This window comes from Rhizobium sp. NPDC090279 (assembly GCF_044769665.1).
Lineage (GTDB): Bacteria > Pseudomonadota > Alphaproteobacteria > Rhizobiales > Rhizobiaceae > Rhizobium.
In genome coordinates this window covers 449,994-467,195 of the sequence record NZ_JBIVYI010000003.1, presented here as the reverse complement: position 1 = coordinate 467,195, position 17,202 = coordinate 449,994, and the positions used below count along the sequence as shown (strand labels likewise).

Below are 17,202 nucleotides of genomic sequence, written 5' to 3'. Positions count from 1 at the left end.
CGCTGGGGAGAAGGCAAAACTCAAAAGGCCTCCGCCGCCAGTTCCATCATGGTGTCGGCGCCGGTTTCGATGCGGGCCTTGCGCAATGCCGTTTCCGGCATAATGCGCTCCATGTAGAACCGCGCCGTGACAAGCTTGTTCTTCAGATAATCCTCGCGCGCGGTATCGCCGCTTGCAAGGCCATCCTGCGCCGCCTTCGCCATCTTCGCCCACATGTAACCAAGGACCACAAGGCCGAAGAGGTGCATGTAGTCGGTCGAGCCGGCACCGGCATTGTCGGGCTTTGCCATGGCGTTCTGCATGAACCACATGGTTGACGCCTGCACGTCGTTCAAGCCCTTCTTCAGATGCTTGGTGAAGAAGGCCATCTGTTCATCGTTGCGGTTTTCCTCGCAGAAATCGCCGATTTCCTTGAACATGGCCATGACAGCGCGGCCGCCGTTCAACGCCAGCTTGCGGCCGACGAGATCGAGCGCCTGGATGCCATTTGCGCCTTCATAGATCATGGCGATGCGGGCATCGCGGACATACTGGCTCATGCCGTGTTCTTCGATATAGCCGTGGCCGCCGAAGACCTGCTGCGCCATGACGGCGTGCTCGAAGCCCTTGTCGGTCATGACGCCCTTGAGGATCGGCGTCGCGAGGCCAAGAAGATCGTCGGCCGCCTGACGGTCCTTCTCGTCCGGAGAGCGATGGGCGATATCGGATTTCAGCGCCGTCCACAGCAGGAAGGCGCGGCCCGCTTCGTTGAAGGCGCGGATCGTCATCAGCGTGCGACGGATATCGGGATGGACGATGATTGGATCGGCCTTCTTGTCCGGCGCCTTCGGGCCGGAGAGCGAGCGGCCCTGGATGCGCTCGCGAGCATAGTTGGCGGCATTCTGATAAGCGATTTCGGCGATGGAGAGACCCTGCAACCCGACGCCGAGGCGCGCCTCGTTCATCATCACGAACATGGCGTTGAGGCCCTTGTTCTCGGCACCGATCAGAAAACCCGTCGCCTCGTCATAGTTCATGACGCAGGTCGCGTTGCCGTGAATGCCCATCTTGTGCTCGATCGCGCCGCAGGAGACCGGGTTGCGCGCGCCGAGCGAACCGTCTTCCTTGACGATGAATTTCGGTACGATGAACAGCGAGATGCCCTTGGTGCCTTCAGGCGCGCCTTCGATGCGAGCAAGGACGAGATGGACGATATTGTCCGTCATGTCGTGCTCGCCGGCGGAGATGAAGATCTTCTGACCGGAGATCTTGTAGCTACCGTCGGCCTGGGGCACAGCCTTGGTGCGCAGGAGGCCGAGATCGGTGCCGCAATGCGGCTCGGTGAGGTTCATGGTGCCGGACCAGGTGCCCTCCACCATCTTCGGCAGATAGGTCTGCTTCTGCGCGTCGGAGCCATGGACGAGGATGGCGGCGATCGCGCCCTGCGTCAGGCCCGGATACATCATCAGCGACATGTTGGCGGCGGAGGTATATTCGCCGACCGCGCAATGCAGCACATAGGGAAGCCCCTGCCCGCCGAATTCCTCCGGCACGGCCAGACCGAGCCAGCCGCCTCCGCGATAGGCGTCATAGGCTGCCTTGAAGCCTTTCGGCGTCGAGACGGTGCCGTCGTCGTGGCGCACGCAGCCTTCTTGATCGCCGGAATAGTTGAGCGGGAAAAGCACCTCTTCCGACATCTTGGCCGCCTCGCCGACGATCGCCTCGATCATGTCGGGGGTGGCATCGGCATAACCCGGAAGATTGTTGTAGCGCTCCAGCCCGAGCACATCGTTCAGGACGAAGAGCGTATCATTCACGGGAGCCTTGTAGACTGGCATCTTTCGAATTCCTCCAATTCGCCGCCGGACCTTGAGATTCCGGCCACTGCGTTACTCTTACAAAATATTGACGTTTGCGTAAACGTCAAATTTATGCGCAGCGCTGAAATTTTGGTGAAGGCGATCGGGAAATTGCTCTCAATACGAGCGATGTCCCCTCTTCCAGTACGTCGCCGGCACTGACCTCCCGACAAGAATATCGGGTCGGGAGACAGCAGAACCGAAATAAAAGGTTAAGACTTCCGCCAAACTTAACGAGTTGTTTACCACGTTTCGTAAATTGTACGAGTTGAGCAGCAGTGCTTCGCGTTTCTTCAACTTATGCTTTGGTGGTGCGCTGTCTTTGCTGCTCGGTTGAGGAAAGCCAATACATTTATCCCTTTCCGAACGGCGGGATGCAGACAGTGCGGCGACGCAGCAACGTCTTCTTCTGTCAGCATGGCGGCCCGGGGTGGTCCATAGTTCGAGGCGAGCAAAAGATATGAGCGGATCGCGATCAAATCCTACCGGTACGGGCGACTGGACGTCGCTGGATGCTCTGAGCCGCACGATCGAGGGGCTGGAGGCGCGCATCGAGGGGCTGATGGGCACTGCCGCCGCGCGCGATACACGCCAGCGCGTCGCTGCCGGCTATGCGCCCGTACCTGAACGCGCCGCCCCGCCGGAGCGGATGCCGCCCCGCCCCGAACGGGAGCCATATGCCAGCCGCCCCTACGAGCGTCCCCTGCGTGGCGAGCGCCAGGATATCGATCCCCGCCCCGATCCGCTTGCCGAGATCCGCCAGCGCCAGCGTGCGCTTGAAGCAAATCGCGAGCGTCTGCACGCACGCCGCGAGGAAATCGCCCAGACCGAACCGCAGCCGGCGCGGCGCCCGATCGACAGCCATCCCCAGCGCCAGCCAATGCGGGCCGCGGCTGCCGAAGCTCCGGTCGACATCGCTCAGGCGCTCGTCAACCTTCGCCAGGATCTCAAGCGCGACATCGCCGAAAGCGTGACCCGCGAGGTCACCGCCCTGCGCGCCGAAATCCGCGATATCCGCGAAAATACCGAGGACAAGCATTTCGCAGCTGACGTTCGCGAAGACATGGCCCGGCTTGCGGACAGCATCAACCAGCTCGCCGGCCAGCCGGAAACCACCGGCCTGAAAGCCGAGTTCGACGAACTGCGCTCGCTGATGGACGGCCTCGCCCGCGAAGAATCCCTGCACCACGTCGAGCGTCAGGTGAAGGCTATCGACACCACCGGCCTGCAAGACGAGCTCGTTTCGCTCGCCTATCGCCTCGATGACATCAAGCAGCATCTCGGCGGCATGAACAACAGCCCGGCCGTGCATGCGCTGGAAACCAAGCTGCTGACGATCGCCACCGCGATGGAGAGCCTCGGCTCGATGATGCAGCCGCAGGACCAGGCCATGCAGCGGCTGGAAGGCCGTCTAAGCGGCCTTACCGACCAGATCGACCTGATGAACCGTGACTCGGCTCGGCGTCAGCCCGCCGACGATCTTTCCGGCCGCCTCGAAGCGCTCGCCATGCGCATCGACGAGCTCGGCAGCGCCAAGGCCGTCGCCCGCCTCGAGGAGCGTCTGGACCAGCTCTCGCATCTGATGGAACGCACGCAGAAGGCCGCGCCGCAGCCCGAACTCGTCACCTATCTCGCCGATATCTCCCACAAGATCGATGCGCTGGAACACGGTTCCGTCGGAAACGTGCTGGCGGACCGGCTGGATTATCTCGCCCGTCGCATCGACGAGATCGATTTCCATCCGCCAGCTCCGGCCGCCGGCATCGACGATGGCATGGTACGCCGGCTGGAAGGACGCCTCTCCGATATCGCAGCCCGGCTGGAGGCCAGCACGGCGGCACCGCCGACGGACACACAGGCGCTGCGCAATCTCGAAGAGCAGATCGCCCACCTCTCGACATTGCTGACGAGCGAGCCACGAGCCGTCGCCGATCACTTGCCTCCGGACTTCGATCGCCGCATGAGCGCGCTCGAAGATTACATGGCGACCAATGACGAATATATCATCGAGGCGGCCCGCCACGCGGCGGAAACCGTCGTCGAAGCCTATTCGCGCGAAGGCGGGATGGGCCATGGCGCGCAGGCAGCCGACATGGCCGCACTGACGGCGCTTGCCGAAGACCTTCGTCATCTCGAAGACATCAGCCGCGCCAGCGACGAGCGCACGCATCGCACCTTCGAAGCGCTGCACGAAACGCTATTGCAGATCGCCGACCGGCTCGATCACATGGAACATCGCCGGCCCGCGCCCGCAATGCCCGTTGCGGCTTTCGAAAGCGACGTCTTCGCCGAAGAGGATGCTGCGGCCCTGAAGCCGCCAATGGCTGTCCAGCAGAAGGCCGGCCCGATCATCCGCACGGTCGCACCGGCCGAAGCCGCAATCCCCGCCGAAGTCGCTGTCGCACAGGCGATCGACGCCAATACGAAGGCTGAAATCAAGGCAGCCGCCAAGAAGAGCGGCAAATCCAGCCTGTTCGCCAGCCTCGGCAAGCGTTTCTTCACGCCGGAAAAGGCCGAGCCGATCTTTCCGCCGGACCGCCCGGTGATCGCGCAGGCACCGTCGATCGATCCGGCCGATGTGATGCCCGGCGAAGAGGCCAACGAACTGCTGGAACCGGGGTCCGGCGCACCTGATATCAAGAAGATCCTTGAACGCGTGCGCGCCAGCCAGAACACGTCGCGCAGCGGAAACGCCCGCCAGCCGACCGAAAACGAACGGGCCGATTATATTGCAGCCGCCCGTCGCGCGGCGCAGGCCGCCGCGATGGAAGTCGACCAGACGCAGCGCTCGACGCCTGCTTCCAAGAAGGACGCCAAGAAAGGCGGCGCGTTCTCGCGCTTCCGCCGGCCGATCCTGCTTGCAATAGGCGCGGTCATGCTCGCCGTCATGGCCTTTCCGCTGGTCAACACGCTGACGCGCGGCCAGAAGGCGCCGCCGCCGGCCGAAGTCTCGACGATGGTCGCACCGTCGGACGGCGCAACGACCAATGCCGTCGCTGCCAACACGAACCCGGCCGACAGCAATCAACAGCAGCCTGCGACAACAAATCAGGCCGCCGCATCGGTAGCTTCAACGGCGGATACGGCGCAAGCCCAACCTGCAGCCGCGCCCGCCGATCCCGCAGCGGCGCCGGCAAACGGCCACCTGACGGCCGCAGCGCCGCTCGACGGCAATCAGACGGCAAGCGAGACCTTGGCCCCTGCCGGCAGCGCACCCTCGCAACAGGCGGCGGCCTTCGTCCAGACCAACAATCCAGCAGCCGCGGGCCCTGCCGCTACACCGGCAGCCCCTGAGATCGCGGTGCCCGACGGCATCCAGCCGCCCTCGCTTGTTGCAGCCGCAAAATCGGCCGATCCGGTCGCGCTCTTCGAAATCGGCGCGCGCTACACGGACGGTCGCGGCGTTGCCGCCGATATGAAGCAGGCGGCAAACTGGTATCAGCTTTCGGCCGACAAGGGCTACGCGCCCGCCCAGTATCGCCTCGCTAGCATGTATGAGAAGGGCAATGGCGTCGATCGCGATCTCGTCAAGGCCAAGCAATATTACGAGCAGGCGGCCAATCAGGGCAACGCCAGCGCCATGCACAATCTCGCCGTCCTCTACGCTTCGGGCACGGCCGGACCGCAGGCCTATGACACCGCCGCAAGCTGGTTTATCCGCGCCGCCGATCTCGGCGTCTCCGACAGCCAGTTCAACCTTGCGATCCTCTATGCACGCGGCAACGGCGTGAAGCAGGATCTGCAGGAATCCTACAAATGGTTCGCGATCGCCGCAAAGAGCGGCGACAAGGATGCCGCCCAGAAGCGCGACGAAGTGGCCAATGCCATGAAGCCGGCCGACCTCGAAGGCGCCCGTGCCAAGGTCGACCTGTGGAAAGCGCAGTCGGTCGACCCCAAGGCCAACGGCACCGACATTCCTGACGAGTGGACCACCGGCAAGGGCGTGAACACCGCCTCCATCGACATGAAGAAGGCGATCCGCAACATTCAGGCGATCCTCAACAAGAATGGCTTCGACGCCGGCGCGCCCGACGGCGCCATGGGCGACAAGACGGTCGCCGCCTTGAAAAGCTTCCAGAAGTCGGTCGGCCTGCCGGCGGACGGCCGGGTCACCGATCAGGTCGTCAAGGAACTGCTCGCCCGCAACAAGTAGGGCCAGGTTCTCCCGCGAAAGCAGTCAGTCAAACATGCCGGCGCCACCGCGTCGGCATTTTCTTTGGGAGGCAGAGCGCACGATCCCGCCCCTGCCTTGCCGATCAGGCGTGAAACAGCGTCACAGAAAAGCGGAAAAAGTCGGGTTAGAGTGAGGCCGGCACTTCTAAAACTGAAGCAGTGCGGCTTTTCCTAAGGCTCTGGCAATGATTTCGGATTAGAATCCGCCGTTTAAGGGGAAATGGGCTTCGGTCATCGCGCCGAAAAGCCTGCAAATGGGAACAAGGCGTGACGATCTATCTGCCGATTGCAGAATTGTCGGTGAATATCTTGATTATTCTCGGCATGGGAGCAGCTGTAGGGTTTCTCTCCGGCATGTTCGGCGTCGGCGGCGGCTTTCTCATCACGCCTCTCCTGATCTTCTACAACATCCCGCCTGTCGTCGCGGTCGCCACCGGCTCCAATCAGGTCGTCGCCTCATCGGTGTCTGGCGCACTGACCCATTTCCGGCGCGGCTCGCTCGACCTCAAGCTTGGCACGATCCTACTTGTGGGCGGTCTTGCGGGGGCGACATTCGGCCTCTGGCTGTTCGTGCTGCTGCGCCGGCTCGGGCAGATCGATCTGATCATTTCCCTGATCTACGTGCTCCTGCTCGGCACGGTCGGATCATTGATGCTGTGGGAAAGTGTCAGGGCCATGCGCCGCGCCGCCGGCAAGCTGCCGCCGGCAACCGGCAAACCCAGCCATCACAACTGGGTGCAGCGCCTGCCGCTGAAGCTGCGCTTTAAGAAATCCAAGCTCTATCTCAGCGCAATCCCGGTCATCGGCCTCGGCTTCTTCGTCGGTATGCTGACGCCGATGGGTATTGGCGGCGGCTTCATCCTCGTGCCGGCCATGATCTATCTCTTACGCGTTCCGACGAACGTGGTCGTCGGCACCTCGCTGTTCCAGGTCATTTTTGTCACGGCGTTCACGACCATCGTGCAGGCGGCCACCAACTATTCCGTCGATATCATCCTGGCTTTCCTGCTGATGGTGGCGGGTGTCGTCGGCGCGCAATACGGCGTGCGCGTCGGCCAGAAGCTGCGCGGCGAACAATTGCGCGCGCTGCTCGGTCTTCTTGTCCTTGCCGTCGGGCTCCGCCTGGCAATCACCCTCGTCGTCACGCCCGCCGATGTCTATTCGGTCATCATGGAAGGGGTGAGCCGATGAGAGGGTCCGGACTGTTCCTCGCCGCCACGCTGCTGCTTGCACCGCTCTTAGCTCAAGCGCAGGTGCTGCTCGATCAGCCGACGACCTCGACCACGGCGCGGGAGACGATGGAGATCGGCACCTCGACGAGCGAGATCGCCATCACCTCCGACTTTACCGGCGCCGACCTGACGATTTTCGGCGCCCTTTCCAACACCGACCAGCTGCTGCTGGCGATCGGCCAATACGACATCGTCGTCGTGCTGGAAGGCCCCCGCGAGAATGCAACGGTGCGCAGGAAGGAGCGTGTCTTCGGCATCTGGGTCAATACCCGCTCGATGACGTTCGAACATGTGCCCGAAGCCTATTCGCTATCGAGCACGCGCGCGGTCGACAATATCACCGCGCCACTGGAACTCAGCGACCGCGGCATTGGTGTCGACCATATTCCGCTCACACCCGTTGGCTTTGTCGGCAATGTCGGCGAGGTCCCGGAATTTCGGCAGGCTTTCCGGCGCCTGCAGTCGGCGGGCGGACTTTACGAAAGCGATCCGGCGGGCGTGCGCTTCGTCAGCTCTTCGCTCTTCAAGGCAACGCTCAGGGTTCCCGCCGACGTGCCGAACGGCGTGCACACGGTGCGCGCCTATCTCTTCAAGAGCGGCAAGTTCCTGAGCGAAAAATCCTTGCCGCTGCGCGTCATCAAGACAGGCATCGAGCAAATGATCACCGATGCCGCGCATCAGCGGCCGATCACCTATGGCGTGGTGTCAGTATTGCTGGCCCTTTTCACCGGATGGGGCGCAAGTTTCATGTTCCGGAAGAACTGATCAGCCGTTTTTCCGGCGATTGACGACCGCGAGATAGGCTTCCGCCAATCGCGGCGCGATGACCCTGCGTTACAAGCCGATGAAAGCCGCCTTGAAATGACCGCGCGATTGCAAATGAAGAGCCGCTGCACGCGTCTTTTCGACATGCTCTAGGCCGATAGATTGCCGAACCGCACCGAATAGATGCGGCCGCGGCCGAGCAGATGGGCGATCAGGCTCTCCCGTTCGAAGAGGCCCGCCATAGCCTTGTGGCGAAGATCGAGACCGCCGGTCATCACGCCGAAGGCTGGCATCAATAGACGTGCGCCATCCGTCGCAAAGCATGGGCGGCGCACCGACTTTTCGCGACGCCGGACGGTGGCGGAAGGATGCAGGTGGCCGGCGATCTCGCCGGCCTGCAGGCCTGTCTTCGGCTCATGGCGGAAGGTCAGCCCGCCATAATACATCTCATCGACCGAATGGCCGGGAAGGTCGACCGTACCATCCGGATCGTGATTGCCGTTGATCCAGATCCATTCGCGACCGCGTGCCATGCTGACGATCAGGCTGCGAAACTCCTCCGGCAGATGCTCAGAGCCGACGCGATCATGGAAATTATCGCCGAGCGAGACGACGAGTTTCGGATCGTAGCGGGAGATGACGGCGGAAAGAACGGTCAGCGTCGCCAGCGTATCGTAGGGCGGCAGCAGCATGCCGCGACGGGCAAAGGCCGCACCTTTTTCCAGATGCAGATCGGAGACGACGAGAATGCCGGCATCCGGCAGATAGAGCGCGCCGAGCGGATCGCAGACGACGGCAACGCCATGAACGACGGTATGGACGCCCGACGCAGGCGTTGCGCCGTTCCCTCGACCGTTCATATCTCGCGCTAGCGCCAGGCGGTTCATCACCTTAACAATCTACCTTCAACGTGCGTTTCGCAGCTTGACTATTCCATCGCCTCGCGGATCAGGTCATCGGCCGCTTCCGCAAGCAGAGCGTCGTGCGCCTCGCCCGGCACCGGCACCTTGCCGATTTCCAGCATCACCGGCACGGCGAGCGGAGAAATATGATCCAGCGCCCGGTGGGTGATGTGACCCTTGATTCGCTTCAGCATATCCGCAAGACGCCCGATATCCAAAAGCCCGGTTGCAGCATCCTGCCGTGTCGCCTGCAGCAGGATATGATCCGGCTCGTGGCTGCGCAGCACGTCATAGATCAGATCGGCTGAAACCGTCACCTGACGGCCGGTCTTCTCCTTGCCGGGATGCCGGCGCTCGATCAAGCCGGCAATCACGGCACAATTGCGGAAGGTGCGCTTCAAAAGAAAGGATTCGTCGAGCCAGGTCTCGAGATCGTCGCCCAGCATATCCTCGTCGAAGAGATCGGCAAGGCTGAGCCGGCGGTTGGAGATCATCAACCCCATATCCTCCAAGCCCCAGATGCCGAGTGAATAATCAGTGGCGACAAAGCCCATCGGCTTGGCCCCGGCCCGCTCCAGCCTTCGGGTCAACAGCATACCGAGCGTCTGGTGTGCGAGCCGCCCCTCGAAAGGATAGGCAACCATGTAGGCGCGGCTGCCGCGCGGAAAAGTCTCGATCAGAAACTCGTCGCGCCTTGGCAGCAGCGATTTTTCCTTCTGGATTTCCAGCCAGTCGCGCACCTGATCCGGCAACCGATGCCGCCGGTCGGGATCGGCAATCATCGCCCGCACCTGATCGGCGAGGTAGGTGGAGAGCGGAAACTTGCCGCCGGCATAGGATGGGATTTTAGGGTCCATCGAAAAGGCCTGCGAGGCCAGGCACTCGCTCTCGCGGATGCCCTCGAAGCGCAGAACCTTGCCGGAAAAGAGAAAGGTGTCGCCGGGTGCCAGCTGTTCGACGAAATATTCCTCGACCTTGCCGAGCGGGGCCCCGCCTCTTCCGAGAGAGCCGAGCGCATTGCGCTTCACCATGCGGATGTTCAGCATCGCCTCTTCGACGATCGTGCCGAGGTTCAGGCGATATTGCTGCGCGACCTGCGGATTGGAGACGCGCCAGCGCCCATCCACCGTCTTGCGGATGCGGGCATAGCGCTCATAGGTTCTCAGCGCATAGCCGCCTGTCGCGACAAAATCGACGATGCGCTCGAAGGTCTCCCAGGAGAGATCGGCATAGGGGGCCGCGCTCTGCACCTCGTCATAAAGCTCCAGCATGTCGAAAGGTTCGGCGCAGGCCATGCCGAGCACATGCTGGGCAAGAACATCGAGCGCGCCGGCGCCGATCGGCGGCGTATCCTGTGCGCCGATGTAATTGGCATCCAGCGCCGCCTGACACTCCATCACTTCGAAGCGATTGGCCGGCACCAGAATTGCCTTCGATGGTTCGTCCATGCGGTGATTGGCGCGGCCGATGCGCTGGGCAAGGCGGCTCGCGCCCTTGGGTGCGCCGACATGGATGACGAGATCGACATCGCCCCAGTCTATGCCGAGATCGAGGGTCGAGGTGGCGACGACGGCGCGCAGCCGGTTTTCCGCCATCGCCGCTTCCACCTTGCGGCGCTGGCCGACATCGAGCGAGCCGTGATGCAGGGCGATCGGCAGATTGTCGTCATTCGCCGTCCACAGCTCCTGAAACAACATTTCGGCCTGGGAGCGCGTGTTGACGAAGAGCAGCGTCGTGCGATGCGCCTTCAGCTCGCGGTAGATATCGGGGATCGCATATTTGGCGGAATGGCCGGACCAGGGAATGCGCACCTCGGTCGACAGGATCGATATGTCAGGCTTGGCGCCGCCCTCGACGATGACGAGGCCGGCATGACGCTCCTCTCCCGGTTCTTGCACCACCAGCCATTTCTGCAGGTCCATGGGATCGGCGACCGTCGCCGAAAGGCCGATGGTCTGCACGCACGGCGCCAGCTTGCGGATGCGGGCAAGGCCGAGCGACAGCATATGCCCGCGCTTGGAGGTGACGAGCGAATGCAGCTCATCGAAGACGATGTATTTCAGATCCTTGAAGAAGCGCTCGGCCTCGCGATTGGCGAGCAGCAGCGCCACCTGCTCCGGCGTCGTCAGCAGAATATCCGGGGGATTGAGCTTCTGCCGCTGACGTTTGCCAGAAGGTGTGTCGCCGGTGCGGTTTTCGACTGTAACTGGCAGGCCCATCTCCGAGACCGGCTTCATCAGATTGCGCTCGATATCGACGGCAAGCGCCTTCAGCGGCGAGATATAGAGCGTGTGGATGCCGGTGAAGGCCGAGCCGGGCGGGATCTTGCCGCGCCGGGTGAGATCGGCGAGCGACGGCAGGAAACCGGCAAGCGTCTTGCCCGCGCCCGTCGGCGCGATCAGCAGCGTGCTTTCGCCGGCCTCAGTGCGGGCAAGCAGTTCAAGCTGATGCGCACGCGGCTGCCAGCCCTTTTCCGCAAACCAGCGGAGGAAGGGTGCAGGCAGGGAAAGGGGGCGGTCGGCGTCGATCTGGTCCACTGGGTAAATGTAACGGATATGCGGCGGATGAGAAGCGGGGAGCTTCGCATCCATTAGCTTTGGTATTCTCCGAGAGTGCGCACCCCCCTCTGTCCCTTTCGGGACATCTCCCCCACAAGGGGGGAGATTGGTAACCCGCGGGGCGCTCCTATCTCGAGAGAGCATCGCATCTGCTGGAACAAGGGCCATTGTTTCTGCTGAAGGGAGCGGCATGCTCCAAACAATCTCCCCCCATGTGGGGGAGATGTCACGACAGTGACAGAGGGGGGTATCAGAGGCTCGGCATATTCTAACTACCCTCGTTTCAAAAAGGAATTGACTCTCATCATAATCATAGATAAAAAATATCCATGATTAGAAAGGCTGAGATATGAAGCTCGGAGAAGGCGTCGAACAGTCCATTCATTGCGTTGCCATGCTGTCGGGATTGTCCGATGGCGGCGTGCTTTCGGCGGCATCGCTTGCCGAATTTCACGGCGTCTCGGTCAGCTATCTCTTAAAACATCTGCAGGCGCTTTCGGGCGCCGGAATCCTCGATACTGTACCGGGACCGAAGGGTGGCTATCGGCTGGCGCGCAAGCCCGAGGCGATCAGCCTGCTTGACATCGTGCTCGCCGCCGAAGGCCCGGCGCCTGCCTTCCGCTGCTCGGAAATCCGGCAGCGCGGCCCGAACCCTTTGGAGGGACGTTATTTCGCCAAGCCCTGCGGCATCAACGCCGCGATGCTGGCGGCCGAACGTGTCTACCGCGCCGAACTCGCCAAGACGAGCATCGCCGACGTGCTGACCGATCTGATGGAGACGGACACGGACGGCGCCATCGCCACGCGGGGCTGCGCCTTTCTCGCGATCCATGAACGCAAGACCAAAAACTGAACCCGCAAGAACCAGAACCCAAGGAGAAGACCATGCATCCCCGTTTCAATTTCGCCAAAGCCTCACCCGACTCCTACAAGGCCGTCGTTGCGCTGGAGAACTTCGTCCAGAGTTCTGGCCTGGAGCGCCGCTTCATCCACCTGATCAAGCTTCGCGCCTCGCAGATCAACGGCTGCGCCTATTGCGTCGACATGCATGTGAAGGAAGCCCGGCACGACGGCCTCAGCGAACAGTGGATCAACCTGATGTGCGTCTGGTGGGAATCGCCCGTCTATGACGACCGCGAACGCGCCCTGCTTCGCTGGGTCGACTCGGTGACCAAGATCGCCCAGACCGGCATACCGGATTCTGACTACGAGCCGCTGAAGCAGCATTTCAGCGAGGAGGACATCGTCAAGATCACCGTGGCGATCGCCACGATCAACGTCTGGAACCGCCTTGCCGTCGGCTTCCGCTCGCAGCATCCGGTGGATGCGCCAAACAAGGCTGCTTGAAGCAGGTTCTCAGAATGCAAAAAGCGCGGGACCGAAATCCCGCGCTTTCCATTTGTACCAGCTTTACAGAACTTAGGCAGCTTCGGACGCGAAACCAGCCGTCGGGACTTCAGAGATGGTCTTCAGAACCTGGGAAGCGATCTGATAGGGGCAGCCCTGAGAGTTCGGACGGCGATCTTCGAGGTAGCCCTTGTAGTCGTTCTTGATGAAGGAGTGTGGAACGCGGATCGAGGCACCGCGGTCGGCAACGCCGTAGCTGAACTTGTTCCACGGAGCCGTTTCGTGCTTGCCGGTCAGGCGCAGGTGGTTGTCCGGGCCGTAGACCGCAATGTGGTCGTGCAGGTTCTTGTCGAACTGCGCCATGAGCGCTTCGAAATAGGCCTTGCCGCCGACTTCGCGCATGAACTTGGTCGAGAAGTTGCAGTGCATGCCCGAGCCGTTCCAGTCGGTGTCGCCGAGCGGCTTGCAATGGAACTCGATGTCGATGCCGTACTTTTCGCACAGGCGCAGCAGCAGGTAGCGTGCCATCCAGATCTGGTCGGCGGCCTTCTTGGAGCCCTTGCCGAAAATCTGGAATTCCCACTGGCCCTTGGCCACTTCGGCGTTGATGCCTTCGTGGTTGATGCCGGCTTCGAGGCAGAGATCGAGATGTTCTTCAACGATCTCGCGAGCGACATCGCCGACATTCTTGTAGCCGACGCCGGTGTAGTACGGGCCCTGCGGAGCCGGGTAGCCGGATTCCGGGAAGCCGAGCGGACGGCCGTCCTTGTAGAAGAAGTATTCCTGCTCGAAGCCGAACCATGCGTCTTCATCGTCGAGGATGGTCGCGCGACTATTGGTTTCATGCGGGGTGACGCCATCAGGCATCATGACTTCGCACATGACGAGAGCGCCGTTGGTACGGGCCGGGTCCGGATAGATGGCGACGGGCTTCAGCACGCAATCGGAGCTGCGGCCTTCAGCCTGCATCGTCGACGAGCCGTCAAAGCCCCAAAGCGGAAGCTGCTCGAGCGTCGGAAATGCGTCGAATTCCTTGATCTGCGTTTTACCGCGCAGGTTCGGTACCGGGGTGTACCCGTCGAGCCAGATGTACTCGAGCTTAAACTTCGTCATTACGCACCTCATAACTGTTAATCAGGCGAAGTAGAAAAAACTTGCCGACGCGCCCGCCGGAAAAATCCCTCACTACGAACGGCTGCCAGAACAGATGCATTTGCCGTGCCAGATCGCATCGACACCTGGCTTATCAGGTGAGATTTTTATGATGCAGCCGTATCCGGGCAGGATTTCCGAGCGCCAACCGTCGGATTCTTTTCAAATCGCCAGCGTCGTTCCCGCCCGGCTGACAAGATGTCGCAGGCTCGCCGGCCTTGGAATGGATTGGAAAATCCGGGCAGATCAAAGAAACGGCATCCACCGCACCATTGTCGAATTGCCTATAATTTCATCATTTAGCATTTTTTTTAAGCGGAATGATGCTATTTGCCTTCGGCCTTGCTATATATGGGTTGTCTCTTGAAGCGCGCCTGCTTGAAAACCAAAAAGGGAGAGACGACGAATGGCAACCAGTGCTCGCCACGAAACGGCAAAGATCTATCAGTTTCCCGTCACGGCCCGCTCCACGGCGGTCAGCCAGCGTCCGAAGGTGAACCTCACCCCGGATATCGGACCGACCATCGCGACGTCCGCATTCGACAGCTGGTATCATGAAGCCGCCATCGTCGAATCCGACGAGACCCGCAAGCAATAGACATCGGTTTTACAGCGCTATGTAGCGATCCGAGCGGTGATTGATCGCGACGAAGAGGTTGAGCGCGATTGCGCCGACCACCGAGCAGATAACCACAAAGGGCGTGGTCACCGCGAATGCGACCGCGAGTACGCATAGATCGATCGCCAGCTGCACCAGCCCTGCCCTGACGCCGAAACGCTCCTGCAGATAAATCCCCAGAATGCCGACGCCGCCAAGGCTGGCGCGATGGCGATAGAGCGCGAGCAGCCCGAAGCCGAGCAATATGCCGCCGAGGAGCGCCGACCACAGCGCATTGATATGCGCGACATCGAACAGCAGCGGCTGCAGGTTGGTGAGCAGCGAAGTCAACGCGATGGCGATGAAGGTCTTGATGGTAAAGGCCGGGCCGAGCTGCTTCAGCGACAGATAGAAGAACGGCAGATTGACGACGAAAAAGGCCAAGCCGAAGTTCACGCCGATCGCGTAATGCAGCAGGAAAGCAATGCCGGCGGTGCTGCCTGTCAGCAGACCGGCGCTTGAAAGGCAGAACAGCCCGAGCGACGAGATCAGGCTGCCGGAAATGATGCCCTGAACGTCCTCAATCCATGAATGCCGGGTCGCGGATGTATTCCAGCCGCCAAATGCGCTCTTTGCGTTCGCCATGTGCTTTCCCCTGAGTTTCCAGGCTTTTTGCTGAAAGCGAAGGCGATAATCAAGCGAAAATACGTAAGCAATGCTGACCTATCTATAATTCGCAAGATTCGAAATCATCATGCCGATTTGCTCGCAATGAACAGAATGCCGTGGACCGGTTTTCCGCCATCCATGCGAATGACGCCGCGGGTGAGATCCAGTACGGTAAAGCCGTGATCGGCCAGAGTTTCCCTGACATAGGCTTCCGAATGGGCGAACCGCAGGGAATCGCGCAGCGCATAGCCGGCCTGCTGCTGCGCATCCTCAACGGAAAACGCGAAGATTGCGCCGTCGGCCGCAAGCTTTTGTACGATCGCCGTCACACCCTGCAGGTTGCCGAGATACATCAGCACATCAGCAGCGGTCACCAGATCCGCCCGGCCGGCGGCAAGCCCTGTCTCAAACACGCCAGAGAGATCCGGCTCCAGCGACAGGTCGGCCTGGCCGAGATGATCGTAAACATGCTTTTCCGCCGCCTTGGCAAGCATGCCCTTCGATAGGTCGTAACCCTCGAGCCGGTCGACACGGGCGCGGATTTCCGGCCCGAGCAGACCGGTGCCGCAGCCGAGATCGACCGCGAGACGGAAATGCTTTGCGATATCAGCCGTCTCGGCAATCAGCGCCGCAAGCTTGCCGGGAACGGTGTAGCCGAGCTTCTCGACAAGCGAGGTTTCGAAGCGGCCGGCATAATCATCGAACAATCGCTCGACATAGAGGCTCGGCGGCCGGTCTGGCATTTCGGCGCCGCCGAGGACCGCGAGCTTGAGGCGGGCGCCGAAGACATCGCCAGCGTCGAGCGTCAGCACTTCGTTCAGCGCTGCTATCGCGCCCGGCGCATCGCCGGCCTTTTCGCGGTAGGTCGCAAGCGTGAACCAGCCGGCAGCCCAGCGCGGCACCAGTTCCAGCGCCTGCTCCATCAGCTCGGCGGCGCTCGCGGGCTCTCCGCTTTCGGCAAGCATCTTCGCATAGTCGGCGCGGCGGTCGGCAATGACGTCGCCGGAGGAAAGCTGGCTCGGCAGCATGGGTTTCATCCTGTTTGACGCTCGCCTTTGAACGCGGCCACAAAAAAACTCAAGTCCTATTTCAGGCAGAGGCTGGTTTAGAGTGTAAGCCAGGCAAAAGTGCTTGCGAGTCGCTGACCCCGGCCCTATCTCAACACCACCGACTGCCATCATGGAGGCATCAGCATGTCCGATCAGGTGAACAGATTCCTTGGCGACTCGCCCGGCCGCACGCTGGTGAAGCTCATCATCGTGTCGCTCGTCGTCGGCTTCGTCATGAAGTTCTTCGGCTGGCGGCCGCTCGACTTCCTCTATGGCGTCCGTCGCTTCCTGCTGGATCTCTGGCATAGCGGCTTTGCCGCACTCGGCGAATTCGGCGATTATGTGCTGCTCGGCGCATCCATCGTCATTCCCATCTTCATCATACTTCGTTTGTTCAATTATCGCAGCTGACATGATCCCCCAGACACTGACCTTAACGCGCCGCGATGCGTTGCGCCTCGCCGCCCTTGCGCTCACCGCATCCGTCGCAAGCTGTGCGACGCCGCCGACCCATGTTTCCAATACGCCGGCCAGTGACCAGACGGCCTCCGCGCTGCCGCTCGTCAATGCGCTGCGCGCCAAGAACGGCTTGCCGCCATTGAAGATCGATACCGCCGCCAGCACCGCTGCCGTCTATCAGGCGAGGCGCATGGCGGATGCCGGCAAGATGGAGCATCTGATCGGCATCGGCGACGATTTCGGCAAGCGCGTCAAGGCAAGTGGCGTCAAGCTGCCGGCAGCCGAGAATATCGCCGAGGGTCAGCGCGACGTGAACGCGGCGGTGACGGCCTGGATCAACTCGCCGAAGCATTTGCACAACATGCTCGGCAAATATGACGGGCTTGGTGTCGCTCTCGCCTATGCTCCCTCTTCCGGCGACAGGCCTTATTGGTCCATGGTGCTGTCCTCGAACTGAGGA

Annotated in this window: 14 protein-coding genes; 8 read left to right on the top strand and 6 right to left on the bottom strand. The window is 61.5% G+C overall.

Going from position 1 to position 17,202, the window contains the following annotated elements; genetic code table 11:
- Positions 1 to 20 precede the first annotated feature (20 nt).
- Positions 21 to 1,817 (bottom strand): acyl-CoA dehydrogenase C-terminal domain-containing protein, encoded by a 1,797-nt coding sequence (locus ACIQWP_RS10275; protein WP_402785827.1) that lies wholly within the window; start codon positions 1,815 to 1,817, stop codon positions 21 to 23.
- A gap of 481 nt (positions 1,818 to 2,298) precedes the next feature.
- On the opposite strand from ACIQWP_RS10275, the gene ACIQWP_RS10270 reads away from it, so the two are divergent.
- From ACIQWP_RS10270 to ACIQWP_RS10260, 3 genes are all read left to right on the top strand, one after another.
- Positions 2,299 to 5,991: a peptidoglycan-binding protein gene (locus tag ACIQWP_RS10270; RefSeq protein ID WP_402785824.1), complete on the top strand. Its 3,693-nt coding sequence runs from the start codon at positions 2,299 to 2,301 to the stop codon at positions 5,989 to 5,991.
- A gap of 287 nt (positions 5,992 to 6,278) precedes the next feature.
- Entirely contained in the window at positions 6,279 to 7,202 is a 924-nt protein-coding gene (locus ACIQWP_RS10265) for a sulfite exporter TauE/SafE family protein (RefSeq protein WP_402785821.1), read from the top strand.
- Positions 7,199 to 8,008 (top strand): TIGR02186 family protein, encoded by an 810-nt coding sequence (locus ACIQWP_RS10260; protein WP_402785818.1) that lies wholly within the window; start codon positions 7,199 to 7,201, stop codon positions 8,006 to 8,008. The genes ACIQWP_RS10265 and ACIQWP_RS10260 overlap by 4 nt, the downstream gene beginning before the upstream one ends.
- Positions 8,009 to 8,157: 149 nt before the next feature.
- On the opposite strand, the gene pdeM is transcribed toward ACIQWP_RS10260, so the two are convergent.
- Positions 8,158 to 8,895 (bottom strand): ligase-associated DNA damage response endonuclease PdeM, encoded by a 738-nt coding sequence (gene pdeM, locus ACIQWP_RS10255; protein ID WP_402785815.1) that lies wholly within the window; start codon positions 8,893 to 8,895, stop codon positions 8,158 to 8,160.
- A gap of 41 nt (positions 8,896 to 8,936) precedes the next feature.
- On the bottom strand, positions 8,937 to 11,501 hold the full coding sequence (locus tag ACIQWP_RS10250) for a ligase-associated DNA damage response DEXH box helicase (RefSeq protein WP_402785812.1): 2,565 nt from the start codon (positions 11,499 to 11,501) through the stop codon (positions 8,937 to 8,939).
- Positions 11,502 to 11,817: 316 nt separating this feature from the next.
- Between ACIQWP_RS10250 and ACIQWP_RS10245 the strand changes: the two genes are divergently transcribed.
- A complete protein-coding gene (locus ACIQWP_RS10245) occupies positions 11,818 to 12,321 on the top strand; it encodes an RrF2 family transcriptional regulator (protein WP_402785809.1) in 504 nt (167 codons plus the stop codon).
- Between the two features lie 32 nt (positions 12,322 to 12,353).
- Positions 12,354 to 12,815, top strand: a complete 462-nt coding sequence (locus ACIQWP_RS10240) for a carboxymuconolactone decarboxylase family protein (RefSeq protein ID WP_402785806.1) — start codon at positions 12,354 to 12,356, stop codon at positions 12,813 to 12,815.
- Between the two features lie 72 nt (positions 12,816 to 12,887).
- On the opposite strand, the gene ACIQWP_RS10235 is transcribed toward ACIQWP_RS10240, so the two are convergent.
- Positions 12,888 to 13,928: a glutamine synthetase beta-grasp domain-containing protein gene (locus ACIQWP_RS10235; RefSeq protein WP_402785803.1), complete on the bottom strand. Its 1,041-nt coding sequence runs from the start codon at positions 13,926 to 13,928 to the stop codon at positions 12,888 to 12,890.
- A gap of 445 nt (positions 13,929 to 14,373) precedes the next feature.
- Here ACIQWP_RS10235 and ACIQWP_RS10230 point away from each other — a divergent pair, with 445 nt between their 5' ends.
- Positions 14,374 to 14,565, top strand: a complete 192-nt coding sequence (locus tag ACIQWP_RS10230; RefSeq protein WP_402785800.1) for a DUF2735 domain-containing protein — start codon at positions 14,374 to 14,376, stop codon at positions 14,563 to 14,565.
- 9 nt (positions 14,566 to 14,574) lie between these two features.
- Here the strand turns inward: ACIQWP_RS10230 and ACIQWP_RS10225 are convergent, their stop codons facing one another.
- Positions 14,575 to 15,210 carry a YitT family protein gene (locus tag ACIQWP_RS10225; protein ID WP_402785797.1) on the bottom strand — a complete coding sequence of 212 codons (636 nt, stop codon included), beginning with the start codon at positions 15,208 to 15,210 and terminating at the stop codon, positions 14,575 to 14,577.
- A 107-nt stretch (positions 15,211 to 15,317) separates the two neighbouring features.
- Positions 15,318 to 16,262 (bottom strand): methyltransferase, encoded by a 945-nt coding sequence (locus tag ACIQWP_RS10220; protein WP_402785794.1) that lies wholly within the window; start codon positions 16,260 to 16,262, stop codon positions 15,318 to 15,320.
- 165 nt (positions 16,263 to 16,427) lie between these two features.
- Here ACIQWP_RS10220 and ACIQWP_RS10215 point away from each other — a divergent pair, with 165 nt between their 5' ends.
- Both ACIQWP_RS10215 and ACIQWP_RS10210 read left to right on the top strand, forming a co-directional pair.
- Entirely contained in the window at positions 16,428 to 16,694 is a 267-nt protein-coding gene (locus tag ACIQWP_RS10215) for a DUF6460 domain-containing protein (protein WP_015338740.1), read from the top strand.
- Between the two features lies 1 nt (position 16,695).
- The gene (locus ACIQWP_RS10210; protein WP_402785788.1) at positions 16,696 to 17,199 is read left to right on the top strand and encodes a CAP domain-containing protein; all 504 of its coding nucleotides are present in this window, start codon (positions 16,696 to 16,698) and stop codon (positions 17,197 to 17,199) included.
- The last annotated feature ends 3 nt before the right edge of the window (positions 17,200 to 17,202 follow it).